Source organism: Streptomyces sp. NPDC012474, assembly GCF_042955185.1.
GTDB lineage: Bacteria > Actinomycetota > Actinomycetes > Streptomycetales > Streptomycetaceae > Streptomyces > Streptomyces cahuitamycinicus.
Map to the genome: position 1 here is coordinate 300,814 of NZ_JBIBEP010000009.1, position 26,995 is coordinate 327,808.

26 protein-coding genes are annotated in these 26,995 nt (G+C 71.3%); 11 read left to right on the top strand and 15 right to left on the bottom strand.

The features are described from left to right. Window positions 1-65: 65 nt before the first annotated feature. Entirely contained in the window at window positions 66-1,094 is a 1,029-nt protein-coding gene (locus tag ACFY9S_RS21885; protein ID WP_391131064.1) for an LLM class flavin-dependent oxidoreductase, read from the bottom strand. A 265-nt stretch (window positions 1,095-1,359) separates the two neighbouring features. Here ACFY9S_RS21885 and ACFY9S_RS21890 point away from each other — a divergent pair, with 265 nt between their 5' ends. Further along, a complete protein-coding gene (locus ACFY9S_RS21890; RefSeq protein ID WP_391131067.1) occupies window positions 1,360-1,692 on the top strand; it encodes an ATP/GTP-binding protein in 333 nt (110 codons plus the stop codon). Between the two features lie 6 nt (window positions 1,693-1,698). Here ACFY9S_RS21890 and ACFY9S_RS21895 read toward each other — a convergent pair whose 3' ends face one another. The 7 genes from ACFY9S_RS21895 to mce form a co-directional block, all read right to left on the bottom strand. Next, window positions 1,699-2,580, bottom strand: coding sequence for an ABC transporter permease (locus tag ACFY9S_RS21895; protein WP_391131070.1), 882 nt, complete (start codon window positions 2,578-2,580; stop codon window positions 1,699-1,701). Then, on the bottom strand, window positions 2,577-3,878 hold the full coding sequence (locus tag ACFY9S_RS21900; RefSeq protein WP_391131073.1) for an ATP-binding cassette domain-containing protein: 1,302 nt from the start codon (window positions 3,876-3,878) through the stop codon (window positions 2,577-2,579). Before ACFY9S_RS21900 ends, ACFY9S_RS21895 begins: the two co-directional genes overlap by 4 nt. A 124-nt stretch (window positions 3,879-4,002) precedes the next feature. Continuing rightward, on the bottom strand, window positions 4,003-4,773 hold the full coding sequence (locus ACFY9S_RS21905) for an ABC transporter permease (protein ID WP_391131076.1): 771 nt from the start codon (window positions 4,771-4,773) through the stop codon (window positions 4,003-4,005). A gap of 2 nt (window positions 4,774-4,775) precedes the next feature. Then, entirely contained in the window at window positions 4,776-5,744 is a 969-nt protein-coding gene (locus tag ACFY9S_RS21910; RefSeq protein WP_391131079.1) for an ATP-binding cassette domain-containing protein, read from the bottom strand. A gap of 85 nt (window positions 5,745-5,829) precedes the next feature. Then, on the bottom strand, window positions 5,830-6,765 hold the full coding sequence (locus ACFY9S_RS21915) for a cellulose-binding protein (RefSeq protein ID WP_031140747.1): 936 nt from the start codon (window positions 6,763-6,765) through the stop codon (window positions 5,830-5,832). 183 nt (window positions 6,766-6,948) lie between these two features. Further along, complete coding sequence (scy, locus tag ACFY9S_RS21920) at window positions 6,949-10,896, bottom strand: polarized growth protein Scy (protein ID WP_391131082.1); 3,948 nt, start codon at window positions 10,894-10,896, stop codon at window positions 6,949-6,951. Window positions 10,897-11,129: 233 nt separating this feature from the next. Then, window positions 11,130-11,570 carry a methylmalonyl-CoA epimerase gene (gene mce, locus ACFY9S_RS21925; protein ID WP_102911843.1) on the bottom strand — a complete coding sequence of 147 codons (441 nt, stop codon included), beginning with the start codon at window positions 11,568-11,570 and terminating at the stop codon, window positions 11,130-11,132. Window positions 11,571-11,718: 148 nt separating this feature from the next. Here mce and ACFY9S_RS21930 point away from each other — a divergent pair, with 148 nt between their 5' ends. After that, entirely contained in the window at window positions 11,719-12,918 is a 1,200-nt protein-coding gene (locus ACFY9S_RS21930; protein ID WP_391131085.1) for an acetyl-CoA C-acyltransferase, read from the top strand. A gap of 34 nt (window positions 12,919-12,952) precedes the next feature. Next, window positions 12,953-13,909 (top strand): methylmalonyl Co-A mutase-associated GTPase MeaB, encoded by a 957-nt coding sequence (meaB, locus tag ACFY9S_RS21935; protein WP_391131088.1) that lies wholly within the window; start codon window positions 12,953-12,955, stop codon window positions 13,907-13,909. Between the two features lie 502 nt (window positions 13,910-14,411). On the opposite strand, the gene ACFY9S_RS21940 is transcribed toward meaB, so the two are convergent. Further along, window positions 14,412-15,071 (bottom strand): PepSY domain-containing protein, encoded by a 660-nt coding sequence (locus ACFY9S_RS21940; RefSeq protein WP_391131091.1) that lies wholly within the window; start codon window positions 15,069-15,071, stop codon window positions 14,412-14,414. 116 nt (window positions 15,072-15,187) lie between these two features. Here ACFY9S_RS21940 and ACFY9S_RS21945 point away from each other — a divergent pair, with 116 nt between their 5' ends. Together ACFY9S_RS21945 and ACFY9S_RS21950 are read left to right on the top strand one after the other, a co-directional pair. Further along, a complete protein-coding gene (locus ACFY9S_RS21945) occupies window positions 15,188-15,856 on the top strand; it encodes a response regulator (RefSeq protein ID WP_391131094.1) in 669 nt (222 codons plus the stop codon). Continuing rightward, window positions 15,853-17,262, top strand: coding sequence for an ATP-binding protein (locus ACFY9S_RS21950; protein WP_391131097.1), 1,410 nt, complete (start codon window positions 15,853-15,855; stop codon window positions 17,260-17,262). Before ACFY9S_RS21945 ends, ACFY9S_RS21950 begins: the two co-directional genes overlap by 4 nt. 12 nt (window positions 17,263-17,274) lie before the next feature. Here ACFY9S_RS21950 and ACFY9S_RS21955 read toward each other — a convergent pair whose 3' ends face one another. From ACFY9S_RS21955 to ACFY9S_RS21970, 4 genes are all read right to left on the bottom strand, one after another. Then, window positions 17,275-17,751 (bottom strand): MarR family transcriptional regulator, encoded by a 477-nt coding sequence (locus tag ACFY9S_RS21955; RefSeq protein WP_391131100.1) that lies wholly within the window; start codon window positions 17,749-17,751, stop codon window positions 17,275-17,277. Between the two features lie 116 nt (window positions 17,752-17,867). Continuing rightward, a complete protein-coding gene (locus tag ACFY9S_RS21960) occupies window positions 17,868-18,668 on the bottom strand; it encodes an AIM24 family protein (RefSeq protein ID WP_391131103.1) in 801 nt (266 codons plus the stop codon). Further along, window positions 18,665-19,315, bottom strand: a complete 651-nt coding sequence (locus tag ACFY9S_RS21965; protein WP_102911819.1) for an AIM24 family protein — start codon at window positions 19,313-19,315, stop codon at window positions 18,665-18,667. The genes ACFY9S_RS21960 and ACFY9S_RS21965 overlap by 4 nt, the downstream gene beginning before the upstream one ends. Before the next feature lies 1 nt (window position 19,316). Next, window positions 19,317-19,949: an AIM24 family protein gene (locus ACFY9S_RS21970; RefSeq protein ID WP_031105041.1), complete on the bottom strand. Its 633-nt coding sequence runs from the start codon at window positions 19,947-19,949 to the stop codon at window positions 19,317-19,319. Between the two features lie 231 nt (window positions 19,950-20,180). Between ACFY9S_RS21970 and ACFY9S_RS21975 the strand changes: the two genes are divergently transcribed. Then, a complete protein-coding gene (locus tag ACFY9S_RS21975) occupies window positions 20,181-20,525 on the top strand; it encodes a DUF3817 domain-containing protein (protein ID WP_102911821.1) in 345 nt (114 codons plus the stop codon). Further along, window positions 20,522-20,815, top strand: coding sequence for an MTH1187 family thiamine-binding protein (locus tag ACFY9S_RS21980; RefSeq protein WP_030854324.1), 294 nt, complete (start codon window positions 20,522-20,524; stop codon window positions 20,813-20,815). Before ACFY9S_RS21975 ends, ACFY9S_RS21980 begins: the two co-directional genes overlap by 4 nt. Before the next feature lie 68 nt (window positions 20,816-20,883). Here ACFY9S_RS21980 and ACFY9S_RS21985 read toward each other — a convergent pair whose 3' ends face one another. Further along, window positions 20,884-21,873 (bottom strand): glycoside hydrolase family 6 protein, encoded by a 990-nt coding sequence (locus ACFY9S_RS21985; protein WP_391131106.1) that lies wholly within the window; start codon window positions 21,871-21,873, stop codon window positions 20,884-20,886. Window positions 21,874-22,051: 178 nt separating this feature from the next. Here ACFY9S_RS21985 and ACFY9S_RS21990 point away from each other — a divergent pair, with 178 nt between their 5' ends. From ACFY9S_RS21990 to ACFY9S_RS22000, 3 genes are all read left to right on the top strand, one after another. Continuing rightward, window positions 22,052-22,561, top strand: a complete 510-nt coding sequence (locus tag ACFY9S_RS21990) for a MarR family winged helix-turn-helix transcriptional regulator (RefSeq protein ID WP_102911823.1) — start codon at window positions 22,052-22,054, stop codon at window positions 22,559-22,561. 43 nt (window positions 22,562-22,604) lie between these two features. Next, window positions 22,605-22,943: a DUF3817 domain-containing protein gene (locus ACFY9S_RS21995; protein WP_391131110.1), complete on the top strand. Its 339-nt coding sequence runs from the start codon at window positions 22,605-22,607 to the stop codon at window positions 22,941-22,943. Between the two features lie 114 nt (window positions 22,944-23,057). Next, window positions 23,058-24,791, top strand: coding sequence for a methylmalonyl-CoA mutase family protein (locus ACFY9S_RS22000; RefSeq protein ID WP_391131113.1), 1,734 nt, complete (start codon window positions 23,058-23,060; stop codon window positions 24,789-24,791). A 244-nt stretch (window positions 24,792-25,035) separates the two neighbouring features. On the opposite strand, the gene ACFY9S_RS22005 is transcribed toward ACFY9S_RS22000, so the two are convergent. After that, window positions 25,036-25,671 carry a TetR/AcrR family transcriptional regulator C-terminal ligand-binding domain-containing protein gene (locus tag ACFY9S_RS22005; protein WP_391131115.1) on the bottom strand — a complete coding sequence of 212 codons (636 nt, stop codon included), beginning with the start codon at window positions 25,669-25,671 and terminating at the stop codon, window positions 25,036-25,038. Between the two features lie 244 nt (window positions 25,672-25,915). Between ACFY9S_RS22005 and ACFY9S_RS22010 the strand changes: the two genes are divergently transcribed. Then, on the top strand, window positions 25,916-26,890 hold the full coding sequence (locus ACFY9S_RS22010; RefSeq protein WP_391131118.1) for a tetratricopeptide repeat protein: 975 nt from the start codon (window positions 25,916-25,918) through the stop codon (window positions 26,888-26,890). Window positions 26,891-26,995: the final 105 nt, after the last annotated feature.

Here is a 26,995-nt window from a genome sequence, read left to right on the forward strand (position 1 = left end):
CCGCTCCGTACGCGGGAGGTGCAGCTCTGTACCGGAGCGGCAAGCCCCAGGAACCCACCGGGCTCTCACCCGAGTTGGGGGAGCACCTCGGCGCCGAGCCGCCGCACGTTCTCCTCGGTCGCCGCCAGGTCCCCGGAGCCCTCGACGAGCAGCGCGAAGCGCGAGATGCCCGTCCGCTCGCTGGTCGCCGCCAGCCGGTCCGCGCACAGCCGCGGGGTGCCCACCGGATGCAGCCCGCAGAGCAGTTCGGTGTACGCCAGCGGGTCGCGCATCCGGCGTGTGCGCCCGTCGACCGTGACATGGGCCTCCAGGCCCTGCTTCAGCCAGCCCGGCATCGCCTTCATCAGCGTCTCCGCCGCGTCGACCCGCCGGTCCGCGATCTGGCAGACGCCGGCCGACACATGGGACGCGCCCAGGATCTCCTCCTGCGGCCGGCCGCAGGCCCGCGCGTGCTGCCGCCACAGCGCGATCATCTCGGCCTTCTCCTCGTCCCCCACGTGCATTCCGAGCAGCATCGACAGTCCCCGCTCGGCTGCCAGCCGCACACTCGACGGCGAGGTGCAGGCGACGACCAGCTCAGGGCCCGCGGCCTCGGTCAGAGCCTCCGACGGCCGGGGCACCACCGGGACTTCACGGAAGCGGAAGCGCTCCCCGTCCGCCGCCACGGAGGCCTCGCGCAGCCACCGCACCAGAAGCTCCAGGGACTCCGGGAATCCCTTCTCGTACGCCTCCAGACCGGCGCCGAACACCTCCAGGTCGACCCATGGGCCGCCGCGCCCGACGCCGAGCGTGAAACGGCCGCCGCTCGTGTGGTGCAGCAGCGCCGCCTGTTCGCCGAGGGCCACGGGGTGGACGGTGGGCAGGACGCTGACCGCCGTGCCGACCCGGATGCGGCGGGTGCGGCCCAGCAGTAAGGCGGCCAGGGTGATGGCCGACGGGCAGGTGCCGTACGGCACGAAGTGGTGCTCCGCCAGCCAGACCGCGTCGAGCCCGGCCTCCTCGGCCACCTCGGCCGAGCGGACAGCGCGGTGCAGCGCCTCTCCCTCGCCCTGGCCGGGGAACTGGGCCGCCAACACGAAACTTCCAACGCGCATTGCTTTCCTGCTTCCTTGGCTCCGACGCGGAGCTCCCCCACAGCGCATAACCGTCTGACACGTGCCGAGGACACGGCCGGGCGGAGTATTTTGCGGATTGTCTGCAGAATGGGGCGTTCCGCCGGGAGCCCGGGGGAGAGCACGCGGGGCGGGTGCGTCGCGCCCGCGCAGGACTTGTGGCGTTTGGTGCGTTACGCGTACCCCTCTGCGCGCCGCGTAGGCTGGACGCCGCCCGTGCTTCCTGTATAGCCCCGAGAGGTGTCCCGTGTCCCCGCGTCGCAACCGACTCAAGGGCGCCGCTTCGTCCGGCCGGAGCGCGGAGGACGACCGCTCCGGCCGCTACGGCGGCTGGCAGTCCTCGGAGAACTGGCAGGGCGAGAACTGGAGTGTGCGGCACGTGGCCGGCGCGAGCGCGCAGGGCAAGTCCTACCGCTGCCCCGGCTGCGACCAGCTGATCCCGGACGGGGTGCCGCACGTGGTGGCCTGGGCCGAGCACACGGGCGTCGACGACCGCAGACACTGGCACAAGGCCTGCTGGAACGCGCGGGACCGCCGCACCCCGGGGGTGCAGCGGTCCCGTAACGCGCCGAGATTCTGAGCCGACTCAGACGTCCCGCTTCTCCAGCAGCGCGAAGGCGCCGGCGAACGCGACGGCCGTGGCGCCGAGGATGACCCACAGCGGGTCCCAGCCGGACGGGCCGGACTGGCTGAGGGAGTTGGCGTAGAAGACGCTGAGCTGGTTCGGGATCGAGTACTCGAACAGGGCGTCGCGCACACCCTGCAGCGACTCCGAGAACATGAACAGCGCGATCACCAGCGGGGCCAGCACGGCGCCGATCATGATCGTGATGGCGCCGGCCGAGTGCCTGATCATCGAGCCGATGAGAAGCGAGAGCAGGCCCAGCAGCGCGATGTAGAGCGAGATGCCGACCGTGCCCTTCAGCCACTCGCCGCCGGAGGGCGACTTGGCGCCGTCGCCCTCCAGCATCGCCACGTGCAGGAAGGCGACGAGGGACGCGGACACCAGCGTCACGACGAACGCGGTCAGGAAGAACACCACGGCCTTCGCCGCCAGCACCCTGCCCCGGCTCGGGCACGCGACCATCGTGGTGCGGATCATGCCGGTGCCGTACTCCGAGGCCGTGGTCAGCACGCCTAGCGTGATGATGCACATGCTGCCCAGCAACAGCCCGAAGAAGCCCAGCCCGAGGGGGCTCTCGCCGCCCAGGGCCGGGTCGGAGTTGGCCACCACCACGCCGGTCAGCGTGCCGATGCCGATGACGAGCAGGACGAACACACCGAGCGTCCACATCGTGGAGCGCACCGACCTGATCTTCGTCCACTCGGAGGCGATGGCGTTGCCGAGGTGCGTGCGCACGACCGGGATCGGCGAGGTGTAGCCGGGGCTGCCGGCGTACGGGGCGGAACCGGGCGCCGCCTGCCAGGCGGGCGCGGCCTGCGGCGTCTGGGACTGGGGGCTGCTCATCGGGCGTCCTCGGGCTTGGTCAGGTCGGAGGTCGGGGCGGCGGAGGGCGCCGGCGGCGCCGGGGCGGGCTGCGCGGGGGCCGGCTGGGCGGCGGGGGCCGCGGGAACCCGCGCGGCGCCCTGTGGCGCCTGGGGCGCCGGCTGGGCGTACGGGTTGGGCGTTCCCTCGCCAGGGGCGCTCGGAGCGGCGCTGGGGGCCCCCGGGGCGCCGTACGGGCCCGCCGGAGCCTGGCCCGGTGCGCCCTGCGGCGAAGCCGGGAACGGCTGGCCGCCCTGCTGGGGCGGCGGCGGGGCGTACCAGCCCGGCTGGCCCTGACCGGGTACCGGCATCGGCGGCTGCGCGCCGGGCGGCAGCGGCTGCTGGAACCCTTCCTTCTGGTCGATCGTCGAGCGGTAGTCGACGGCGCCCTGCGTCATCCGCATGTACGCCTCCTCCAGGGAGGCCTGGTGCGGCGACAGTTCCCACAGCCGTACGTCGTGGTCGTGCGCGATGTCGCTGATGCGGGGGAGCGGCAGCCCGGTCACGCGCAGCGCGCCGTCCTGCTCGGGCATGACGTGCCCGCCCGACTCGGTGAGCGCGGCCGACAGCTTCTCGCGCTGCTGCGGCTCACTGTCCGGTGTCCGCACGCGCGCGAAGTCCGCGGAGTTCGCCGAGATGAACGCGGTCACGCTCATGTCGGCGAGCAGCTGACCGCGCCCGATGACGATGAGGTGGTCGGCGGTCAGCGCCATCTCACTCATCAGGTGGGAGGAGACGAAGACCGTACGGCCCTCCGCCGCCAGCGCCTTCATCAGGTTGCGCACCCAGAGGATGCCCTCGGGGTCGAGGCCGTTGACCGGCTCGTCGAACAGCAGCACCTGCGGGTCGCCGAGCAGCGCGGCGGCGATGCCGAGCCGCTGGCCCATGCCGAGGGAGAAGCCCTTGGACCGCTTCTTGGCCACGTCCTGCAGACCGACGACCCCGAGCACCTCGTCGACCCGCCGGGCCGGGATGCCCGACAGCTGGGCCAGGGACAGCAGGTGATTGCGGGCGGACCGGCCGCCGTGCACCGCCTTGGCGTCCAGCAGCGCGCCGACCTGGCGGGCGGCGTTGGGCAGCCTGCGGTACGGATAGCCGCCGATCGTCACATGCCCGGCCGTCGGGTTGTCCAGGCCGAGGATCATCCGCATCGTCGTCGACTTGCCCGAGCCGTTCGGCCCGAGGAAGCCGGTGACGGCCCCGGGCCGTACCTGGAAGGAAAGGTTGTACACAGCGGTCTTGTCGCCGTAGCGCTTCGTCAGGCCGACTGCTTCGATCATGCTCCGCACCCATCGCAAGGTTCAGGACAGCGGGGCACACGCCCCCGTAAGGGTTAGGAGGATATCGAGGCGCTGACGGTTCCGCCCAAGAGGAGGTAAAAGGTCAGGCCGAGCCCGCCCCCCCCTAGGCATCGCGCTTCTTCAGCAGCACATAACCGCCCACGAGCGCCGCGAGGACCCACAACCCCATGATCCCCAGGCCGCCCCACGGCCCGTACGGAGTGTCGTCGTCGATCGGCGTGACCACCTGCATGATCTTGCTGCCGGCCTGGTCGGGAAGAAACCGGCCGACCTTCTTCGTCGCGTCGACGTTGCCCAGGATGTTGGAGATCAGGAAGAAGAACGGCATCAGGATGCCCAGCGACAGCATCGGCGAGCGCAGCATCGCGGCGACACTCATGGAGAACAGCGCGATCAGCGCCATGTAGAGGCCGCCGCCGAACACCGCCCGCAGCACCCCCGGGTCGCCGATCTCCGCCCGGTGCGAGCCCAGCATCGCCTGCCCCAGGAAGAAGGCGGCGAAGCTGGTGACGAGGCCGACCAGCAGGGCGAGCCCCCCGGCGACCGCGATCTTGCTGAACAGGAAGGCGCCGCGCTGTGGCACCGCGGCCAGCGAGGTGCGGATCATGCCGGTGCTGTACTCGTTCGACACGACCAGCACCCCGAAGACGATCATGGCGAGCTGACCGAGACTCATCCCCGCGAAGCTGATGAACGTCGGGTCGAACTCGGCCCTGTCCTGCGCGTTCATCGAGTCGAACTCGCTCTTCGACAGGGCCGAGATCAGCATGCCGAGGGCGACCGTCACGACCACCACCAACGAGAGTGTCCACACCGTGGACGCCACCGACCGGATCTTGGTCCACTCCGACCGTACGACCTGTGTCGTCGCCATGCTCAGCCCTTCTTCCAGCCGTCGCCCCACTGCTGCCGCGCCGGCTCGGGACTCGCCGGGCTCGTTCCACTGTGTGCGTGGTATTCCACCGACTCCGCGGTCAGCTGCATGAACGCCTCCTCCAGCGAGGCCTGTTGCGGGCTGAGCTCGTGCAGTGTGATCCGGTGCTGCGCCGCCAGTTCGCCGATCTGCTCGGCCTTGCCGCCGTCCACCTCCAGCACCCCGCCGCCGCTCTCCACGGCCACGATCCCGGCCTGGTGCAGCACGTCGAGCAGCCGCTCCCGCTGCGGACTGCGGACCCGGACGTAACTGCGTGAGTTGCGGTCGATGAAGTCCGCCATGGAGGTGTCCGCGAGCAGCCTGCCCTGTCCGATGACGACGAGGTGCTCGGCCGTCAGGGCCATCTCGCTCATCAGATGGGAGGAGACGAACACCGTCCGGCCCTGCGCGGCGAGCGATTTCATCAGGGTGCGGATCCAGTGGATGCCCTCGGGGTCCAGGCCGTTGACCGGCTCGTCGAACATCAGGATCCGTGGGTCGCCCAGCAGCGCGGCCGCGATGCCGAGCCGCTGCCCCATGCCCATCGAGAAGCCCTTGGTCTTCTTCCTCGCGACCGCCGTCAGCCCCACCGTCTCCAGCACGTCCCGGACGCGGCTGCGCGGAATGCCGTTGCTGTGCGCGAGGCACAGCAGATGGTTGTAGGCGGTGCGCCCGCCGTGCCAGGCCTTGGCCTCCAGCAGGGCGCCGATGTAGGTGAGCGGGTCCTTGAGCTGCTGGTAGTGCTTGCCGTCGATACGGACGTCGCCGGCGGTCGGGTGGTCGAGTCCCAGGATCATCCGCATGGTCGTGGACTTGCCCGCGCCGTTCGGCCCGAGGAAGCCGGTGACGATGCCCGGTCTCACGGTGAAGGACAGGTTGTTGACCGCCACCTTCTCGCCGTAACGCTTGGTCAGCCCCTCCAGCTCAATCATGCCGCCACGCTAGAACGTGGCAAAGCCCTCTGCCACCCGAGCGGCAGAGGGCTTTGCGGAGATTCAGACTCCGTATGCCCGCGTGTTACCGGGACTGCTGCGCCGGGACCCCACGGGAGATCGGCTCGTCCTCGGCCGGCGTGCCGGCGGCGGCCACCGCGGCGCCCGTGAGCGTCGCGAGCATCTCGCGGACGTTCGTCAGCTGGGCGTTGATGCTGTCGCGGCGGTTGGTGAGGGCGGCCAGCTCGCGCTCGGATTCCGAACGGATGCGGTCGGCCTTGGCGTTGGCGTCGGCCACGATGTCCTCGGCCTGGCGCTGGGCCGTCTCCACCGTCTGGCGGGCACGGCGCTCGGCGTCCGTGCGCAGCTTCTCCGCCTCCAGGCGCAGCTGCTCCGCGCGGTGCTCGATCTCGGCGAGGCGCTTCTCGGCCTTGGCCTGACGGGAGGCCAGGTCGCGCTCGGACTGCTCGCGGCGCTTGGCGAGGTTCGTCTCGAAGTCGGCGGCGGCCTGCGCTGCCTTGGCGCGGGTCTCCTCGAAGAGGGCGTCCGCCTCCTCACGCTTGGACTGCGCGTCCTTCTGCGCCTCGCTGCGCAGCTGGGAAGCGTCACTCTTGGCCTTCTCGACGATCCGCAGGCCCTCGTCCTCGGCCTTCGCCTTGCGCTCCGCCGAGTACGACTCGGCGTCGTTGCGCACCTGCTGGGCCGCCGACTCGGCGAGCTCACGGTGCTGCTCGGCCGCGCGCCGGGCCTCCTCGCGCAGGTCCTTCGCCTCTTCCTCGGCGAGGCGGAGGATCTTCTCCACGCGCGCGCCGAGACCCGCGTACGACGGCTCGGCGTCGGTGATCTGGGCCTGGGCGTTCTGCGTCTCGAGGTGGAGCTCTTCGATGCGCTTTTCCAGAGCGGTGATGCGGGCGAGAGCGCTGTCACGGTCGGAGACGAGCTTGGAGATACGTTCGTCCACCTGAGCGCGGTCGTATCCACGCCGCACAAGCTCGAAGCCGTAGGGGGAAGTGTCGCTCATGGGGTTCCTGTCGAATGAGACCGGTGAGGTGATAGGTGGAATCCTAGGGGCCGAAACGGTGTGTCATCGAGCGGATGCGCGTTTGATCTGCAAAATGAGACCCCTTTTGAGTGGCTAACCCCCGGACCGCTTGCCAAAGACTTGGTCAAAGGCCCCAGCACACACCGGATTCGCCCCGTTTGGCTAGCTTTCCGAGCCCTTGCCACCCGAACGGGGTGCGCCGACCGTCGCGCCCGCCTTGACTCCGTTGTCCTTGCCCGTGGCGGGGGCCTCGAAGGACTCCAACGCCTCCAGGACGTCCTGGACACGGGAGATCTCGGCGTTGATGTCCTCGCGGCGGCGGACCAGCACCTCCAGCTCGCGCTTGCCCTCCTCGACCGTGCGCTTGGCCTCGCGGATCGCCTCGGCCTTGAGCTCCTCGGCCTCCCGGACCAGCGTGGACTTCTTCTGCTCGGCCTCCTTGAGCAGCCCCTCCGCCTTCTTCACCGCGGCGATACGGACCTTGCCCGCCTCGGAGTTGGCCTCCGACACGAGCTCCTTGGCCTTCGCCTGCGCCTTCGCCAGCTGCTCCTCGGCCGCCTTGACCAGCGCGTCGCAGCGGTCGCCCGCCGACTTCATCGTCTCGGCCGACTCACGGCGGGCCCGCTCGTGCAGCTCCTCGATCTCGGAGGTGATGCGGTCGCGCAGCTCCTCGGCGCGCTCCCTTATCTGCGTGGCGTCCCGGCGCGCGCCGACCAGCAGCTCGTCCGCGTCCGTACGGGCCTTCTCCACCAGGGAGTTGCCCTCGACCGTCGCCTCGGACACCAGGCGGTCGGCCTCCGTACGGGCCGCGCCGACCATCGTGTCGGCCTGCGACTCGGCCTCCGCGGTGGTCTTGTGCGCCTGCTGCTGCGCCTCGGTCAGCAGCTTGTCCGCCTCGGCCGTGGTCTCCGTGATGAGCTTGTCGACCTGCTCGGCCGCCTCGGAGCGCCGCTTGTTGGCGTCCTTGCGGGCCCCGTCCAGGGTGCGGTCGGCCTCCTCGCGCGCGGCGCCGACCAGCCGCTCCGCCTCCGTCTCCGCGTCGGTCTTGACGCGCTCGGCCTCGGAGCGGATCCGCTCCGCGTGGCGCTGCGCCGAACCGACCGTCTCGGCGGCCTCGGCCCGCAGCCGCTCCGCCTCGCTCGTGGCCTCCCCGACCAGCTGGTCGGCCTTGGCGACCGACTCCGAGCGGACGCGCTCGGCCTCGGTGGCCGCCTCGGAGCGGACGCGCTCGGCCTCGGAGATCGCTTCCGTACGGACCCGCTCGGCCTCGGCGACCGTGTCCATGCGCAGCCGGTCGGTCTCCCGGACCGTCTCCGTCGTGAGCCGCTCCGCCTCGTTGCGGGCCTCGGTGATGAGGGTGTCCGCCTGCGTCGCCGCGTCCGAGCGGATGCGGTTGGCGTCCTCCCGGGCGTCCGCCCGGGTGCGCGAGGCGCTCTGCTCGGCCTCGGCGATCGCGTCCGACGCCTCCGTGCGCACCCGCTGAGCGTGCTCGGCGACGTCCGCGCGGATCCGCTCCGACTCCGAGATCGCCTCGGACATCGTCCGCTCGGCGAGCGCCTTGGCGGCCTCGGACTCCTCGTGCGCCTCGCGCCGCAGCCGGCCCGCGTCCTCGCTCGCCCGCTCCCGCTCGGCGTAGGCGTCGGAGCGGACCCGGTCCGCCTCCTCCTGGGCCTCGCGGCGCGTACGGTCGGCCGCGTGCTCGGCGGCGGAACGCAGACCGGTGATCTCGTCCTGGGCCTGCTCGTGCAGTCCCGCGACGGATTCCCGGACCTGCTGGGCGTGCTGCTCGGCCGCCGACACCATCTCCGTGGCACGGCGGTCGGCCTCCTCGACCAGCCGTACGGCCTCGGTCTGGGCGTCCTCCACGCGCTTGCGCGCCGAGGCCAGCAGTTCCTCGCTCTGCTCGCGGGCCCGCTCGCGCTCCTGGTCGGCCTCCTGTCGGGCGCTGCCGAGGAGCTCCTCGGCCTCGCGGCGGCGCCGGTTGGCCTCCTCCTGGGCGGCGGCCAGCGTCTCCGACGCCTCCGCGGCGAGCCGCTCGGCGGCGGACTGCGCCTCCGCGCGCATCCGGTCGGCGCTCTCCTGCGCCTCCGACTTCAGCCGCTCGGCCTCGCTCGCCGCCTCCGAACGCAGCCGTACGGCGACGGCCTCGCCCTCGGCGCGCGCAGCGGACGCGTCGGACGCGGCCTCGTCACGCAGCCGCTCGGCCTCCGCCTCGGCCTGCTGCTGGAGCGCCCGGATCCGCTCGGCGGCCTCGGCGCGCAGCCGCTCGTTCTCCTCGGCGGCCTCGCGGCGGATCCGCGCGGCCTCCTCCCGGGCGTCCGACAGCGCCTGCTCGGCGGCCGTCAGCCGCTCCTCGGCCTCCGTCTGGAGCCGCGTCAGCTCCTCGGCGGCCTCACCGCGACGGACCTCTATGGCCCGCTCGGTCTCCTCGTGCAGCTCCCGCGCCGCGCGCTCGGCTTCCTCCCGGAGCGCCTCGGCCTGCTCGACGACCTCCTCGCGGTGCCGCTCGGCCTCCTGCCGGGTGCGCTGGAGGGTCTCCTCGGCCTGTCGGCGCAGGGTCGTCGCCCGCTCGATGGCCTCGGTGCGGACCTTCTCGCTGTCCGTCTGGGCCGTCGTGCGCAGCTCGTCCGCGTCCGCCTTGGCCTTGGCGAGCAGCTCCTCGGCGGACTTCGCCGCCTCCTCGATCTGCGCCACGGCCTCCTTGCGGGCCTCGGCGCGGATCTTCTCGCCCTCGTCGACCGCGTCCGCGCGCAGCTGCTCGGCCTCGCCGCGCAGCCGGCGGGCCTCCTCCTGCAGCTCGACCGTCTTGGCGCGGTACTCCTTGGTGTCGTCCTTCGCCGCGCCCTTGAGCTGCTCGGCGATGTCGTGCGCCTCGGCCCGCAGCCGGTCCGCTTCGGCCTCGGCCTCCGAGCGGATCCGCTCGGCTTCCTCGGCCGCGGCCTTCGTGGTCTTCTTGGCGTCCTCCGACGCCTTGTTCAGGACCTCCTCGGCGGTCCTGGCCGCCTTGGACAGCTGGGTCGCGGTCTCCTCGGCGGTGAGCGTGCGGGCCTTCTCGGAGGCCTCCGCGACGATCTTCTCGGCCTCGGCGCGGGCGTCGGCGACCAGCTGCTCGGCATCGGACTTGGTGTTCTCGGCCTCCTTCGTGGCCTCCTCGACCAGCCGGGCGACCTGCTCCTTGGCGGTGCGCGTGCGCGTCTCGTTCGCGGACTCGGCGCTCGACAGGGCCTTGGCGGCGGCCTCCTTGGCCTCCGTGACCAGCTTCTCCGACTCGGTCTGCGCCTTGCGCAGCGCCTCCTCGGCCTCGGCCATCCGCTGCTCGGCGGCCTTGCTCAGCTCCTGGGCCTCGCGGCGCGCGGACTCCGACTCGGTGACGGTCGACGTACGCAGCTGCTCGGCGTGGTCGGTGGCCTCCTGGGCCTGCGTGGAGGCGGCGTTGAGCAGGCGCTCGGCGTCCGTGCGGGCGCGGCGCAGGATCTGCTCGGCCTCGGCCCGGGCCTCCTCGGCAGCGCCCGTCAGCCGCTGCCGCGCCTCGGTCGACAGCCGCTCGGCCTCCGCGCGGGCGGTGGCCAGGGCCTGCTCGGCCTCGGCTCGGGACTCCTCCAGCAGCCGGCGGGCCTGCTGCTCGGTGCGGGCCCGCAGCTGCTCGGCCCAGGCCACGTTCTCGTTGACGTGCGACTCGACCGTCTGGCGGCGCTCGGCCAGCTCCTGGTCCAGCTGCTGGCGGCGGGTCACCGCCTCCTGGTGCAGTTCCGCCTGGAGCCGGGCGGCCTGCTCGGCGTGCTCCTGGAGGATCCGCTGGGTCTGCGCCCGGGCCTCGCTCAGCTCCCGCTCGGCGTCCGTACGGATCTGGTCGGCCTGCACCTGAGCGTTGCGCAGCAACTGCTCGGCCTGCCAGCCGATGTCGCCCCCCTCGAAGGAGGGCCGGGACATGATGGTGCGCCGCGCCTCGTGCAGCTTGGCGCGCAGCACCTCGACCTGGTAGCCGAGGTCCTCGGCGTGCTGGATCGCCTTTTCCCGTTCGGTCTTCAGCCGCTTCATCTCGGCTTCGAACCGAGAGAGGTGGTCGACGTCAGCCGCCGGCTCTCGCTCCTGGCTCTCGTAGCCCCGCACTGCGCGGTCCCATCCGTCCCCTGGTCGCAACACTCTCCAAACGAGCTCCGTCCATCCGCCGAACGGGGCCCCCGGGGAATGGTGTCAGATCATCGGCGGAGCAGAGGCTGCTGCCCCGACGCTCGTCCCCCGAAACCCGGACCCCGGTGGTCCTGCCGTCGCACGGCGGGACCGCGGTCACCCTGGACTGAGCGGCGACCGCACCCAACCCTACCGGCCCCTATGTACGAGGGTCAGTGCTCAGGTGACTCAACAGGCGCCGAAGTGACCAGTTCTGTCAGTACGCCATGGCAGTCCTTGGGGTGCAGGAAGGTGATCCGTGACCCCATGGAACCGCGTCGCGGCTCTTCGTACAGCACGCGTACGCCCTTGCCCTTGATCTCGTCGGCGTCCCCGTCGACATCCGCCGTACCGAAAGCGATGTGGTGGACGCCCTCACCGTTCTTCGCGAGCCACTTGGCGACAGTGGAGTCCTCGCGGGTCGGCTCAAGGAGCTGCAGGTAGGAGGCGCCGCCGTCGGACGTGTCGTTGATCTTGAGCATGGCCTCGCGCACGCCCTGCTCCTCGTTGACCTCGGAGTGGAACACCTCGAAGCCGTAGGTGGCACGGTAGAACTCGACGGTCTTGTCGAGGTCGAAACAGGCGATTCCGATGTGGTCGATTCGCGTCAGCATGGATTCAGTGCAACGCCCCGGAGGTGGTTACGCAACGTGCGCGCGATCACACCGACAGCCCGATGACGGCACGGAGTGCCACTCAGTACATTCGAAGTAAACCCTCGTTCACTCCTCGGCTGTGCAGCCGGTAAGGGGATCGCAGCTCATGTCTTCTGCCACGACCAGTTCGGTGATCGTCTCGGGGGCGCGTACGCCCATGGGGCGGTTGCTCGGCTCGCTGAAGTCCTTCTCCGGAGCCGACCTCGGCGGCTTCGCGATCAAGGCCGCCCTCGACCGTGCGGGGATCGGCGGCGACCAGGTGCAGTACGTGATCATGGGACAGGTGCTCCAGGCCGGAGCGGGGCAGATCCCTGCCCGCCAGGCCGCGGTCAAGGCCGGCATCCCGATGAACGTGCCGGCGCTGACCATCAACAAGGTGTGTCTGTCGGGCCTCGACGCCATCGCGCTCGCCGACCAGCTCATCCGCGCGGGCGAGTTCGACGTGATCGTCGCCGGCGGCCAGGAGTCCATGACCAACGCGCCGCACCTGCTGCCGAAGTCCCGTGAGGGCTTCAAGTACGGCGCCATCCAGATGCTCGACTCCATGGCCCACGACGGTCTGACCGACTCCTTCGAGGGCGTCGCCATGGGCGAGTCGACGGAGAAGCACAACACCCGGCTCGGCATCGCCCGGCCCGAGCAGGACGAGATCGCCGCGCTGTCGCACCAGCGGGCCGCCGCCGCGCAGAAGAACGGCCTGTTCGAGGCCGAGATCACGCCCGTCGAGATCCCGCAGCGCAAGGGCGACCCGGTGCTGTTCAGCAAGGACGAGGGCATTCGCGGAGACACGACCGCGGAGTCGCTCGGGAAGCTGCGTCCGGCGTTCTCCAAGGACGGCACGATCACGGCCGGGTCCGCGTCGCAGATCTCCGACGGTGCCGCCGCCGTCGTCGTGATGAGCAAGGCCAAGGCGCAGGAGCTCGGCCTGGAGTGGATCGCCGAGATCGGGGCGCACGGGAACGTGGCCGGGCCGGACAACTCGCTCCAGTCCCAGCCGTCCAACGCGATCCTGCACGCGCTGAAGAAGGAGGGCCTGGAGGTCTCGGACCTCGACCTCATCGAGATCAACGAGGCGTTCGCGGCCGTGGCCGTGCAGTCCATGAAGGACCTCGGGGTGTCCACCGAAAAGGTGAATGTCAACGGTGGCGCGATCGCCCTGGGTCACCCGATCGGGATGTCCGGTGCGCGGCTCGTGCTGCATCTCGCGCTGGAGCTGAAGCGGCGCGGCGGTGGCGTGGGCGCGGCGGCGCTGTGCGGTGGCGGTGGCCAGGGTGACGCGCTGATCGTGCGCGTGCCCAAGGCCTGACTCCCGGTACGTCCCTTATCTGAACGGAGCTGTGATGCAGGACGTCTCCACCCTGGTGGCCCAGGCCAGGGAAGGCCGGCCGCGGGCCGTGGCCCGGCTGATCTCCCTGGTGGAGGGGGCGTCCCCGCAGCTGCGGGAGGTCATGGCGGCGCTCGCGCCGCTGACGGGCGGGGCGTACGTGGTGGGACTGACCGGGTCGCCCGGGGTCGGCAAGTCCACGTCGACCTCGGCGCTCGTCTCCGCGTACCGCAAGCAGGACAAGCGGGTCGGCGTGCTCGCCGTCGACCCGTCGTCCCCGTTCTCGGGCGGTGCGCTGCTCGGCGACCGGGTGCGGATGTCGGAGCACGCTTCCGACCCGGGCGTGTACATCCGGTCGATGGCGACACGCGGGCATCTGGGCGGGCTGGCCTGGGCGGCCCCGCAGGCGATCCGGGTCCTGGACGCGGCCGGCTGTGACGTGATCCTGGTCGAGACGGTGGGTGTGGGGCAGTCCGAGGTGGAGATCGCCTCGCAGGCGGACACGTCCGTGGTGCTGCTCGCGCCGGGGATGGGGGACGGGATCCAGGCGGCCAAGGCCGGCATCCTGGAGATCGGCGACGTGTACGTCGTGAACAAGGCCGACCGGGACGGGGCGGACGCGACGGCTCGCGAGCTGAACCACATGCTGGGCCTGGGGGAGTCCCGGGGTCCGGGCGACTGGCGTCCGCCGATCGTCAAGACGGTCGCCGCGCGGGGCGAGGGCGTCGACGAGGTCGTCGAGGCGCTGGAGAAGCACCGGGCCTGGATGGAGGAGCGGGGTGTCCTCGCGGAGCGGCGGGCGTCCCGGGCCTCTCACGAGGTCGAGACGATCGCGGTGACGGCACTGCGGGAGCGCATCGCGGACCTGCACGGGGACCGGCGGCTGGGGGCGCTGGCGGAGCGGATCGTGGCGGGGGAGCTGGATCCGTACCGGGCGGCTGACGAGCTGGTGGCGGGGTTGACGGAGGGCTGAGCGGGGCCTGTGGCTTCTCCTGGTGGGGGTGCGGGTGGCATTGCCTGAGCCGGGCTCCGGTGGGGGTGCGCGTTTCGAACGACGCCGGGCTTTGGTGGGGGCGCGCGTTTTCGCCTGGCGCCGGGTGGGGGTGCGCGTTTTCGCCTGGCGCCGGGTGGTGGGTCGGGGCCGCGCCGGGGGTGTCCGTCCTCGGAACGGCGCGATGGGTCGGACGCCGACCGACTGTCCGTTGACGCGCCAACCGCTGCGGGCGGACACCCCCCGACACGTCCCCTTGCGTACGACGGCGGCTGCGGGTGCGTGCCGCCCCAGCCGCGGGCAATCGTGCCGCTAAGGGTGCTGGGGGTCCCCCCTGCCCGAGCGAAGCCGAGAGCTCGGGGGAGGGGGCGCTGGGGGTCCCCCCTGCTCGGAGAGCTTGAGGGAGGCACCTCGCTGCGCCGAGCCGCGCGACGCCCCGGCGTCAGCACGGACGCCGGGGCGGTAAGAAGGCAGCAGTGGCTGATCAGTCCTGGTCGTCGGCGTCGTCCGCGTCGTCGTCCTGGTCGTCGTCGTGGTCCGCCGTGACCTTGCCCGACTTCAGGTCGATCTTCCAGTCCTGCTCGGCGCCGCCGGACTTGCGGGTCTCGGCCTCCCAGGACTTGTCCTTGCCGTCCTCGTCGAGACCGACGGACGTCACCACGCCCTTGCCGGCGGCGGCCTTCGCGGCCTCCTCGGCCGTCACCGAGGAGCCCTTCAGGGCGGCCCGCACCTGCGCCGTGTCGTCCTCGTCGTCGGCATGCGAACCGAGCACCTTGCCGCTGGACGGGTCGACGCTCACGGTGTGCCAGGTGGTGCCGCCGGACAGGACGTCGACCTTCCAGACCACCTTGCCGCCGTCGTCCTCGTCGTCCAGCTCGGCGGAGACGGCCGTGCCCGACGTGTGCTTCAGCGCGGAGGCGATGGCCTCGGGCGCGGTGACGTCGGAGGAGGAGACCCGAGCGGCGTCGTCGTCGCGATCGTCGCGGTCGTCCTGGTCGTCACGGTCGCCGTCGTCCGACAGCTTCGTGTTCGCCGTCTGCCGCGCCGAGCCCTGGTCGTCTCCCGTCGTCGCGAGAGCCGTGGCCGTACCGCCTCCGATCAGAGCGGCGGCAGTCACAGCGGCGATCACGATGTTGCGCTTCATGTGGATTCCTCCTGAGTCGTTTCGTTTGCGATGTCTTCGACTCTGGCTGACGGAGGCTGAGGGGAACCTGAAGCCCCCTGAAGTGATCTTCAGCTTCCCTTTGCGACTCTTTACGCATGCGCCTGTTGATCGTGGAGGACGAGAAGCGGCTGGCCCTGTCGCTCGCCGGGGGCCTGACGGCCGAGGGGTACGCCGTGGACGTCGTCCACGACGGACGGGAGGGGTTGCACCAGGCATCGGAGGGCACGTACGACCTGGTCATCCTCGACATCATGCTGCCCGGCCTCAACGGCTACCGGGTCTGCGCCGCCCTGCGCGCCGCCGGGCACGACGTGCCGATCCTGATGCTGACCGCCAAGGACGGCGAGTACGACGAGGCCGAGGGACTCGACACCGGTGCGGACGACTACCTGACCAAGCCGTTCTCCTACGTCGTGCTCGTCGCCCGGGTCAAGGCGCTGCTGCGGCGGCGCGGCCAGGGGGCCGGCGCTTCGCCCGTGCATGTGCACGGTGATCTGAAGGTGGACACCGCGGCCCGGCGGGTGTTTCTGGCCGAGGAGGAGATCGCCCTCACCGCCAAGGAGTTCTCGGTGCTGGAGCAGCTCGTGCTGCGGGCCGGCGAGGTGGTGTCCAAGTCCGAGATCCTGGAGCACGTCTGGGACTTCGCGTACGACGGTGATCCGAACATCGTCGAGGTGTACGTCAGCACGTTGCGGCGGAAGCTGCGCGCGGGGCTGATCCGCACCGTGCGCGGGGCCGGCTACCGGCTGGAGACGTCGCCGTGAGGCGGCTGTTCGGGTCCGTCCGGGCGCGGGCCACGCTGGGAGCGACCCTCGTGGTCGCCGTGGCGCTCGTCGCGGCCGGGGCCGCCGTGCTGCTGTCCCTGCGGTCCAATCTGATCGGCGAGGCCGGCACGCAGGCGGAGCGCTCCGCGCGGGCGGTCGCCTCCGAGCTCGCCGCCGGAACGCCGTACGACAAGCTCTCCGGGCTGGACGGCGACGACGGTCCGGTGCAGGTCCTGGACGAGCACAAGCGGCTGGTCGCGGCGAGCGAGGACCTGCAGCGGATCAGCGGGACGGACAGCGGCCAGGTGAAGCCGCGGCCGGCGGCGACGCCGTCCGGGGACGATGACGACGACTCCGACGACGCGGGCGAGGCCCTGGAAGCCGGTGAGATCTCCGGGGAGAGCGTCTTCAGCAACGGGTCCGCGACGATCGACGGCGACGCGCAGGACTACCGGTTCGCGGCCGTCGACGTGGAGACCCACGACCGGGGGCACCTCAAGGTCTACGCCGGTGCCCCGCTGGCCGCCGAACACGGGGCCGTGCGGACCGCGCTGACGGTGATGCTGATCGGGTTCCCGCTGCTGCTCGCCGTTGTGGCGGCCGTGACCTGGCTGGTCACCCGGCGGGCCCTGCGGCCCGTGGAGGGGATCCGGCGCGAGATGGCCGCGATCACCCGGTCCGAGGATCTGGCCCTGCGCGTTCCGGTGCCGGACACGCACGACGAGATCGCCCGGCTCGCCAGCACCACCAACGAGACGCTCGCGGCGCTGGAGAAGTCCGTGGAGCGGCAGCGGCGGTTCGTCGCCGATGCCTCCCACGAACTGCGCAGCCCGATCGCCTCGCTGCGGACACAGCTGGAGGTGGCCGCCGCCCACCCCGAGCTGCTGGACCTCGACGGGGCCGTGGAGGACACCGTCCGGCTGCAGCGGCTGGCGGCCGATCTGCTGCTGCTCGCCCGGCTCGACGCGGGGGAGCGGCCGAACGAGGCGAAGGTCGACCTCGCCGGGCTCGCCCGGGAGGAGGCCGAGGGGCGGGCGGGCGTCACCGTGGACGCGGAGCCGGTGGAGGTGGCCGGCTCGCGGGGACAGCTGGGCCGGGTGCTCGCCAACCTGCTCGACAACGCCCAGCGCCATGCCCGGTCGGCCGTCACCGTGAGCGTGCGGCGCGAGGGCGGCCTGGCCGTGGTCGCAGTGGCCGACGACGGTGACGGCGTGCCCGACGGCGACCGGGAGCGGATCTTCGAACGGTTCGTCCGGCTGGATGCCGCCCGCAGCCGCGACGACGGCGGAGCCGGGCTGGGCCTCGCCATCGCCCGGGACGTCGCCGTCCGGCACGGCGGCACGCTCACGGCCGCACGGGGACCCGCAGGCGGAGCCCTGTTCGAACTCCGCCTGCCGCTCGTCTAACCGGAACCGCCGCTAGGGGCGCCCGCGCTGGCCGCGCAGGTGCTGCGCGATGGGCTTGAGTGCCTTGTCGAGCTCGGTCAGGGCCTCGGGGGACAGCAGGTCGATGAAGTGCCTGCGCACGGACGCCACATGGTGGGGGGCGACCTTATGCATCGTCGCCATGCCGTGCTCGGTGAGGACCGCGTAGAGCCCCCGGCGGTCCGACTCGCAGTTCTCCCGCCGGACCAGGTTCGCGTTCTCCATGCGCGTGATCTGGTGCGAGAGGCGGCTCTTGGACTGGAGGGTGGCGGAGGCGAGGTCGCTCATCCGCATCCTCTCGCCGTCGGACTCGGAGAGATTCACCAGGATCTCGTAGTCGTTCATTGTCAGGCCGAACGGCTGCAGGTCCCTCTCGAGCTGGTACGTCAACAGCCTGTTGACCTCCAGGTGGGTGCGCCAGGCGCACTGCTCCGCATCGGTCAGCCAGCGAGTGGCCGTCTCGGTCTCCATGAATGAAGTCTACCTAAAAGGTTGAAAGGCGAACTAGTGAGGGGTGGCGTGTGACGGCGTACGTCTGGCGAACAACAGTGCGCAGGCGTTCGATGTCACACTCCGCAGACTACCGCTCACAGCCCGAAGCGACGCTGGAGGTCCCCCAGCTGTCCGGGAAGACGCGGTGCGCCCGACTGCCCCGCCTGGGGGCCGTGCGCCCCGCCACCGGGCACTCCGGCCTGGTGCGGAACCATCCCCGTGGCCTGCTCCGCCATCAGGGTCTCCGAGGACTGGAGCAGTACCGTCCCGGCGCCGACGAACTCGAACTGGTGCTCCTCGCCGGAGGCCCCGCCGAGCCCCGTCAGTGCACGTAGACCGCCCATGACACCGGTCATGTACCCGTGGTCGTAGTGGTGGCACGGGGAGGGGCAGTCGGCCCAGCCGACCAGGGCCTGGGGGTCGACGCGGATCGGGGGGTCCATGAACACCACCGGCCCGTTCGACGCGGCCACGAACTTTCCGGTTCCGATGAGGGTCAGAAAACCCGGCACGATTGATTGCTTCAGTGACAGAGTTGGCTGAAAAGCGAGGAGGTTGCCCGAGCGAATGGTCAGGTTGCCCTCGGTGAGGTCGTACGAATTGACGTCGAAGGCCCGGTCGGCGAGGAGCATCTTGCCCGAGCCCTCCGCCACGACCCAGTCGCTCGCGTGCAGTGGCGAATGGAAGGACGTGCGGACGAGACGGTCCAGCCGGCCGTGTCCGACGCCGTTGAAGTCGATCGAGCCGTAGTAGGCGATCATCTTCCCCTTCTGCAGGAACCACTGGCTCCCCTTGAGCTCCACGCAGAAGGTGTACGCGTTGACCTTGTCGTCGGGCGGCAGCGTCGCCGGGTCGAAGACCACGGGGCCGGCGCCGGGGCTTCCGTACGTGCTCACAGCTTCTCCTCCGACGCCTGGACGTACACCGCACCGCTGCCGCTGAGCTCCAGCTGGAACGCCTCGCCCGAGCCGCGGCCCACCATGTCCCGCCAGCCCAGCGCCGTGGACAGCTTGTTGCGGACGTCGCCGTGGTGGGCGACGTAGGCCTGCGGGTCCACATGGACCGGCCGCTGCGGGGTGATCGGGATCTCGATGACGCCGCCGTGGGCCATGACCGCGACGGCCCCCTGCCCCTTCAGCGTCGTCGTGAACAGCCCCTGGCCGCTGACCTGCCCGCGCACCATGCCCATGACTCCGCCCTGCGAGCCCAGGAACATCGTGCCCTGCTGGAGCGAGCCCTCGAAGGCCAGGAGGCGGTCCGCCTCCACGTACAGCGTGTCGCCGGTCAGCCGGATCACCTGGATGTGGTGCCCGCCGTGCCCGAACAGGACCGTGCCGCTGCCCTCGACGGTCATCAGGGGGGTGTCCTCGTCGGCGACCCGGCGGCCGATCATCGACATGATCCCGCCCTGGCCGCCCGCCGTGCTGGGCGTGAACGACACCTCGCCGCGGTACGCGAGCATCGCGCCGCGCTGACTGAACAGCCGCTGACCCGGCGTGACCGTCGCCTCGATCATCTTCGCGTTGATCTCCCGGAAGGCCATCTCACACGTCTCCCGCGATCGTGTTCCGCTCGCTCGGCTGCACGTACACCAGCCCGTCCCCCTCGAACCGCATCTGGAAGGCCTCGCCGCCGCCCTCCCCGAGCAACGTGCGGAACGTCACACCGGACTGGAACGACTGCCGGAGGTTGCCCTGGTGCGCCACGTAGGCCCCCGGGTCGACGGTCAGCGGGTACTGCGCGCTCACCCGCAGCACCACCGCCGGGCCGTCCGACATGATCGCCGCCTGGCCGTGGCCCTCGACGGTCGTCGTGAACAGCCCGTTGCCCTGCGAGGCGCCGCGCAGGCCGGTGAACTCCGTGCCCGTGCGCAGCCCGCCGTCGGTCGCGAGCAGGTTGCTCGACTCGACGTAGAGCTTGTCGCCCTGGATGCTGACCAGGTTGATCTCGGAGGCGCGGTCCGCGAACCAGCAGGTCCCCCGGCCCTTCACCTCCATCAACGTCATCTGCTCACCGGTCAGCCGCCGGGTCACCATGCCCCGGATGCCCTCGCCGCCGCCGCTGAGCTTCTTGAAGGCCATCTCCCCGTCGTACGCGACCATCGAGCCGTTCTTCGCCTTCACGGCATCCCCGGTCATGTCGACGGCGAGCACCTTGCTGCTCTGAAGTCGGAACATCGCCACGACTGGAAGGTAGCCGCAGGCCGGGCCCCGCGGACAGGGCCCGTGGGTGGAGAAAGACCCTGACCGCACCCTCAGGGATCGCCCGGGCGAAGTGACGGACCCCGGGCCGGAGGGCCCGCGGCGGTTTGCCACAATGGGCGGGACGCTTGTGCGCGCGTTCACAAACCGCCGGACCGTACGAGCAGACCGACCCGACCGCCGCGTTACTCCCACCGAAGGTGACCCGTGGACCTCAAGACCGCCACCGCCATCCGCCGCCTCCGCCTGGTCTCGGCGCCCGAGGCGATCTCCTTCCTCCTCCTGCTGGTCTGCTCCGTGCTGAAGCGGACCACGGACTTCAACGCCGTGCCGGTGATGGGCGCGGTGCACGGTGCGCTCTTCGTCCTGTACGTGATCTTCTGGGCCGACGCGTGGAACCGGGCGAAGTGGGACCTGAAGACCGCCGCGCTGTACTTCGTCCTCTCGGTGCTGCCCGCCGGCGGGTTCTTCGCCGAGCGCAGGCTGCGGCGTGAGGCCGAGGACGCGGTCATCGCGACGCGGGCGCGCAAGGAAGGCGTGGTGGGCGCGTGATCGTCGCCTTCTCCGTGACGCCGCTCGGTGTCGGCGAGGACGTGGGGGAGTACGTCGCCGACGCCGTGCGGGTGGTGCGTGAGTCGGGGCTGCCGAACCGTACCGACGCGATGTTCACCTCCGTCGAAGGAGAGTGGGACGAGGTCATGGACGTCGTCCGGCGCGCGGTCGCCGCGGTCGAGCGGCGGGCACCCCGGGTCTCCCTCGTCCTCAAGGCGGACATCCGCCCCGGAGTGACCGACGGCCTCACCTCCAAGGTGGAGACCGTGGAGCGGCACCTCGCCGAGTAGCCGTCCCGGACGCCGCGGTCACGCCCGCACGGTCCGCGTGGATCCACGTGAGGTGAGCGGGGCCCCGGTCAGCCCGTGGCGTTGCGGGCCAGCTCCAGGGCGTACCGGGGCCACCAGCGTCCGGCGGCCGGGCCGCCCTCGCAGGTTCCGTCCGACTCCCCGGGACGCTTGACCCACAGGAAGGCGTCCACGACGGGTTCGCCGGTGCCGGTCGTCGGCGGGGTGCCGAGTGCCCGGCCCGGCGGGTTGCACCACACCCCCGGCAGGGGCCCGTTGCCGTTGCGGCTGGTGTCGACCACGAAGTGCTTGCCACCGAGGGCCTCGGCGAGCCGCACTCCGTACCGCGTGGTCACCTCGTTCGTCTGGAAGTTGGACACGTTGAGCGCGAAGCCGTCGGCCTGCTCGATCCCGGCCCGCTTCAGCGGCTCCACCAGCCGGGCCGAGTCCCGGATCCAGTCGGCGTTGCCCGCGTCCAGGTACACCTTGGTGTTGGGCTGCTGCTTGAGCCGGGCGACGGCCTCGCCCAGCAGCTGCTCGCGCTCGGCGTGGTACTCGCCCGGGGTGCAGCCGTCCACGGCGTGCGCGATCGCGTCGGGCTCCAGGACGACCAGGGCGTCGGCCTCGCCGAGGGCGTCGGCGAACTTCCCGATCCACTCCCGGTAGACGGTGCCGTCCGCCGCCCCGCCCGCCGAATGCCCGCCACAGTCCCGGTGCGGGATGTTGTACGCGACGAGGACCGCGGTCTTCCCCGCCCGGGCCGCGGCCGAGGCCGCCGCCTTCACCGCCGGCGCCGGGTCGCCCTCGCCCGCGGGCCACAGCGCGACCGGCTCGTCGGCGATCCGCCGGATCAGCTCGGCGTCCTGCCCGCGGCCCTGCCGCTGCCAGATCCGGGCCTGCCGGGCCGCGGGGCTCCCGGGGTCGACCCAGAAGGGGGAGGCGCCGGCCGCGTAGGCGGCGTTCCCGGCGTCGCCGTCGGACGTCGTCGCGACGCGGGACGAGCAGCCCGCGGCGAGACCGAGCACCGCGAGTGCCGCGAAGGCGTGGATCAGCCGGGACATGCCGCTCCCTGTGCAAGGTGACGTACGGCGACGAAAGAGACGCCAATCGTTACACATGGGAATGAAACGTTACGGAAAGGACATGACCTCCCCGAGGTCGCGCACCGGAACGGATGCCGCCCGCCCGAAGGGCGAGACAGGGCTGACCACCATGTGACCGGCCGGTAGGGTCGGGTTCGTGCCGAAGCCGCTCAGTCTCTCCTTCGATCCGATCGCGCGCGCCGACGAACGCTGGAAGCAGCGCTGGGGAAACGTGCCGTCCATGGCCGCGATCACCTCGATCATGCGCGCCCAGCAGATCCTCCTCGCCGAGGTCGACGCGGTGGTCAGGCCGTACGGGCTGACGTTCGCGCGCTACGAGGCGCTGGTGCTGCTCACCTTCTCCAAGTCCGGTGAGCTGCCGATGTCCAAGATCGGCGAGCGCCTCATGGTGCACCCCACGTCCGTCACGAACACGGTGGACCGGCTGGTGAAGTCGGGCCTGGTCGGCAAACGGCCCAACCCGAACGACGGCCGCGGCACCCTCGCCAGCATCACCGACAAGGGCCGCGAGGTCGTCGAGTCGGCCACCCGTGACCTGATGGCGATGGACTTCGGGCTCGGCGCGTACGACGCGGAGGAGTGCGCGGAGATCTTCGCGATGCTGCGGCCGCTGCGCCTGTCGGCGGGCGACTTCCAGGAGGAGTGACCCGGGGCAAGATCTCCCGGAACGGGTCGTTACGCTCGACCGCATGAAAAAGAGCGTGCTGACCCGCTATCGCGTGATGGCCTACGTCACCGGCGTGCTGCTGGTCCTGCTGACCTTCGGCATGATCGGCAAGTACGTGCTCGACCTGAACGGCGCGGCCGACTTCACGCGCGTCGTCAGCATCGCGCACGGCTGGCTGTACGTCGTGTACCTGATCTTCGCCTTCGACCTGGGCTCCAAGGCGAAGTGGCCGGTGGGCAAGCAGCTGTGGGTGCTGCTCGCCGGCACCGTTCCGACGGCCGCGTTCTTCGTGGAGCGCCGGATCAGCCGAGAGCTGGAGGGCCGGATCGCCGAGGACGCGCCCGCCCCCGCCAAGGCCTAGCCGGGCGCAGGCACCCCGCCGCACGCACGCGTGCGGCGGTCGCTCTCACCCGTTCGCCCGGTGACTCCCGTCAGCCGTCGACATTTACTAGGACGTCCAAGTAACTTCGAGGGTATGGACGCTCACGCCATCGAGGAGGGCCGCCGTCGCTGGCAGGCCCGGTACGACGCCGCTCGCAAGCGCGAGGCCGCGGGTTCGGGGGCGAAGCCCCCAAGGGACTGGACACGTACCACGCTGTCCGGCGACCCCGTGGAGCCGGTGTACGGGCCACGGCCCGGTGACACCTACGACGGTTTCGACCGGATCGGCTGGCCGGGGGAGTACCCCTTCACCCGCGGCCTGTACGCGACCGGCTACCGAGGGCGCACCTGGACCATCCGGCAGTTCGCCGGGTTCGGCAACGCCGAGCAGACCAACGAGCGCTACAAGACGATCCTCCGCAACGGCGGAGGCGGTCTCTCGGTCGCCTTCGACATGCCGACGCTCATGGGCCGCGACTCCGACGACCCCCGCTCGCTGGGCGAGGTCGGGCACTGCGGGGTCGCCATCGACTCGGCCGCCGACATGGAGGTCCTGTTCAAGGACATCCCGCTGGGCGACGTCACGACGTCGATGACCATCAGCGGCCCGGCCGTCCCCGTCTTCTGCATGTACCTGGTCGCCGCCGAACGGCAGGGAGTCGACCCGTCCGTCCTCAACGGCACGCTCCAGACGGACATCTTCAAGGAGTACATCGCGCAGAAGGAGTGGCTCTTCCAGCCCGAACCGCACCTGCGGCTCATCGGCGACCTCATGGAGCACTGCGCGGCCGGCATCCCCGCGTACAAGCCGCTGTCCGTCTCCGGCTACCACATCCGCGAGGCCGGGTCGACGGCCGCGCAGGAGCTGGCGTACACGCTGGCGGACGGCTTCGGGTACGTGGAGCTGGGCCTGTCGCGCGGGCTGGACGTGGACGTCTTCGCCCCCGGCCTGTCCTTCTTCTTCGACGCGCACGTCGACTTCTTCGAGGAGATCGCCAAGTTCCGCGCGGCGCGGCGGATCTGGGCCCGCTGGATGCGTGACGTCTACGGCGCGAAGTCCGAGAAGGCCCAGTGGCTGCGCTTCCACACGCAGACCGCGGGCGTCTCCCTCACCGCGCAGCAGCCGTACAACAACGTCGTACGCACCGCCGTGGAGGCCCTGGCGGCCGTACTGGGCGGCACGAACTCGCTGCACACCAACGCGCTCGACGAGACCCTCGCCCTGCCGAGCGAGCAGGCCGCGGAGATCGCGCTGCGCACGCAGCAGGTGCTGATGGAGGAGACCGGCGTCGCCAACGTGGCCGACCCGCTGGGCGGTTCCTGGTACGTCGAGCAGCTGACCGACCGCATCGAGGCGGACGCCGAGAAGATCTTCGAGCAGATCAAGGAGCGGGGGCTGCGGGCGCACCCCGACGGGCAGCACCCCATCGGCCCGATCACCTCCGGCATTCTGCGCGGCATCGAGGACGGCTGGTTCACCGGGGAGATCGCCGAGTCGGCGTTCCGGTACCAGCAGGCGCTGGAGAAGGGCGACAAGAGGGTCGTCGGCGTGAACTGTCACGACGGATCGGTCACCGGGGACCTGGAGATCCTGCGGGTCAGCCACGAGGTGGAGCGCGAGCAGGTCCGGGCGCTGGGCGGGCGCAGGACGGTCCGTGACGGCGCCGCGGTGCGCACCGCGCTGGACGCCATGCTGGCCGCCGCCCGGAGCGGCGCCAACATGATCGAGCCGATGCTGGACGCGGTGCGGGCGGAGGCGACGCTCGGGGAGATCTGCGGGGTGCTGCGGGACGAGTGGGGGGTGTACACCGAGCCCGCCGGGTTCTGAGCGGCGGCCGCCAGGACCGGGGTGACGTCGCCGGTCACGTCACCGCGAGCGGGCCCCCGACGATGGGCAGGGGCGAGGCTCAGTCGCCGGACGGGTGTGCGGTTCAGCCGTCGGACGGCTGTGCGGTTCAGTCGTCGACCGGCGTGCCGGCTCAGCCGCTGGCAGGGTGTGCGGTTCAGTCGTCGACCGGCGTGCCGGCTCAGCCGTCAGGGTGTGCGGTTCAGTCGTCGACCGGCGTGCCGGCTCAGCCGTCGGCCGGGTGTGCGGCCTCTCCGGCCAGTCCTCGCAGCAGCACGCCGGTGAAGCGGTGGACCCACTCCTCGTCCGCCGGTTCCGCGCTCACCAGGGTGCGGTGGACCACCGCACCCGCCACCATGTCGAAGATCAGGTCGACCGTGCGGGCGGACGAGGCGGGGTCCGGTTCGGCGGGGAGTTCGCCCCGGGCCTGGGCCCGCGCGCGGCCCGCCAGGACCAGCCGCTTCTGGCGGTCGACGACCGACGCCCGGATGCGTTCCCGCAGGGCCTCGTCCCGGGTGGCTTCCGCCACCACCGCCATCAGACCGCTCCTCGCCTCCGGAAGAGCCAGGATCGAGGCGAACTGGAGGACCACGCCCTCGATGTCGGCGGCCAGGGAACCGCGGTCGAACAGTTCCAGCTCGTCGAAGAGTTCCGCGACCGCGTCGACGACCAGTTCGTTCTTGCCCGCCCAGCGGCGGTAGAGGGTGGTCTTCGCAACCCCGGCGCGCGTCGCGACGTCCCCCAGGGTGAGTTTGGACCAGCCCAGTTCCACCAGAGCCTCGCGTGTCGCGGCCAGGATCGCGGCGTCCGCCGTGGCGCTGCGCGGGCGCCCCGTGCGGCTGGCTGGGCTGCGGCTCTGCATCTCACGACCATAGACCCGGCGCTTCCCGTGCGGCCGTGAGGGAGATCACCGGGGGGTGGTGTCCCGGCGCCCAGGCGGGGTATTACGCTACGACGCGTAGCGAAAGGCGAAAGCCCGTGACGGACGTACACGGGCTTCGGCAACACCCGGCGTGGGGTGGGGACCCGGCGCCGAAAGGCACCGGACCGGCCTGGCTTTCACACCGTTTTTCACACGCGCGCGCAAGACGGGGGAGGATAGGCGCATGCAGCCACGGAACATGTCCATGAGCGGAGTCGTCGACCTCGCCGCGGTGAAGGCGGCCCAGGAGGCCAAGGCGAAGGCGGAGCAGGCGCGCGCGCAGTCCGCCCGGGAGGGCGGGGCGGGGGCGATCTCCCCGGCCGATCTCGTCATCGACGTCGACGAGGCGGGTTTCGAGACGGACGTCCTGCAGCGTTCCGCCGAGGTGCCCGTCGTCATCGACTTCTGGGCCGAGTGGTGTGAGCCCTGCAAGCAGCTCAGCCCGGTCCTGGAGCGGCTGGCCGTCGAGTACAACGGCCGCTTCCTCCTCGCCAAGGTCGACGTCGACGCCAACCAGATGCTGATGCAGCAGTTCGGCATCCAGGGAATCCCCGCGGTGTTCGCGGTCGTCGCGGGTCAGGCGCTGCCGCTCTTCCAGGGAGCGGCGGGCGAGGCGCAGATCCGGCAGACCCTGGACCAGCTGGTGCAGGTCGGCGAGCAGCGCTTCGGCCTGACCGGTCTCACCGTCGACGCCGAGGCCGACCCGGGCGGCGTCCCGGCGGCTCCCGAGCGGCCGGCCGGCCCGCACGACGCGCTCCTGGAGGCCGCCGTGCAGGCGCTCGACTCGGGCGACCTGTCCGGTGCCGTCCAGGCGTACAAGAACGTACTGAACGAGGACCCCGGCAACGAGGAGGCCAAGCTGGGCCTCGCCCAGGCCGAGTTGCTCCAGCGGGTGCAGGGTGTCGACCCGCAGCAGGTGCGCCGCGACGCGGCCGACAAGCCGGCCGATGTGCAGGCGCAGATCGCCGCCGCCGACCTGGATCTGGTGGGCGGTCATGTCGAGGACGCCTTCGGCCGGCTCATCGAGACCGTGCAGCGCACGGTGGGTGACGACCGCGACACCGTACGGATGCGACTGCTGGAGCTGTTCGAGGTCGTCGGACCCGACGATCCCCGCGTGATCGGGGCGCGCAGGGCGCTGGCGCGCGCCCTATTCTGACCAGTCGTTAAACGCGCGGGCGTGTGGTGCCCGCGTGAAAAGTTTGCCGATAGAAGGTCACTGCGGCCGCGCTTTACCAAATCTTGGTAAACGCGGCCGCTGTTA

Coding starts and splice junctions, on each gene's coding strand:
- ACFY9S_RS21965 (WP_102911819.1), bottom strand. CDS start 19,315: ATGGCCTTCCGGGAGATCAACGCGAAGATGATCGAGGCGACGGTCACG.
- ACFY9S_RS21930 (WP_391131085.1), top strand. CDS start 11,719: ATGTCTTCTGCCACGACCAGTTCGGTGATCGTCTCGGGGGCGCGTACG.
- ACFY9S_RS21895 (WP_391131070.1), bottom strand. CDS start 2,580: ATGAGCAGCCCCCAGTCCCAGACGCCGCAGGCCGCGCCCGCCTGGCAG.
- ACFY9S_RS21910 (WP_391131079.1), bottom strand. CDS start 5,744: ATGATTGAGCTGGAGGGGCTGACCAAGCGTTACGGCGAGAAGGTGGCG.
- ACFY9S_RS21885 (WP_391131064.1), bottom strand. CDS start 1,094: ATGCGCGTTGGAAGTTTCGTGTTGGCGGCCCAGTTCCCCGGCCAGGGC.
- ACFY9S_RS22010 (WP_391131118.1), top strand. CDS start 25,916: ATGCAGCCACGGAACATGTCCATGAGCGGAGTCGTCGACCTCGCCGCG.
- mce (WP_102911843.1), bottom strand. CDS start 11,570: ATGCTGACGCGAATCGACCACATCGGAATCGCCTGTTTCGACCTCGAC.
- ACFY9S_RS21995 (WP_391131110.1), top strand. CDS start 22,605: ATGAAAAAGAGCGTGCTGACCCGCTATCGCGTGATGGCCTACGTCACC.
- ACFY9S_RS21940 (WP_391131091.1), bottom strand. CDS start 15,071: ATGAAGCGCAACATCGTGATCGCCGCTGTGACTGCCGCCGCTCTGATC.
- ACFY9S_RS21915 (WP_031140747.1), bottom strand. CDS start 6,765: ATGAGCGACACTTCCCCCTACGGCTTCGAGCTTGTGCGGCGTGGATAC.
- ACFY9S_RS21970 (WP_031105041.1), bottom strand. CDS start 19,949: ATGTTCCGACTTCAGAGCAGCAAGGTGCTCGCCGTCGACATGACCGGG.
- ACFY9S_RS21985 (WP_391131106.1), bottom strand. CDS start 21,873: ATGTCCCGGCTGATCCACGCCTTCGCGGCACTCGCGGTGCTCGGTCTC.
- meaB (WP_391131088.1), top strand. CDS start 12,953: ATGCAGGACGTCTCCACCCTGGTGGCCCAGGCCAGGGAAGGCCGGCCG.
- ACFY9S_RS21955 (WP_391131100.1), bottom strand. CDS start 17,751: ATGGAGACCGAGACGGCCACTCGCTGGCTGACCGATGCGGAGCAGTGC.
- ACFY9S_RS21900 (WP_391131073.1), bottom strand. CDS start 3,878: ATGATCGAAGCAGTCGGCCTGACGAAGCGCTACGGCGACAAGACCGCT.
- ACFY9S_RS22000 (WP_391131113.1), top strand. CDS start 23,058: ATGGACGCTCACGCCATCGAGGAGGGCCGCCGTCGCTGGCAGGCCCGG.
- ACFY9S_RS21905 (WP_391131076.1), bottom strand. CDS start 4,773: ATGGCGACGACACAGGTCGTACGGTCGGAGTGGACCAAGATCCGGTCG.
- ACFY9S_RS21945 (WP_391131094.1), top strand. CDS start 15,188: ATGCGCCTGTTGATCGTGGAGGACGAGAAGCGGCTGGCCCTGTCGCTC.
- ACFY9S_RS22005 (WP_391131115.1), bottom strand. CDS start 25,671: ATGCAGAGCCGCAGCCCAGCCAGCCGCACGGGGCGCCCGCGCAGCGCC.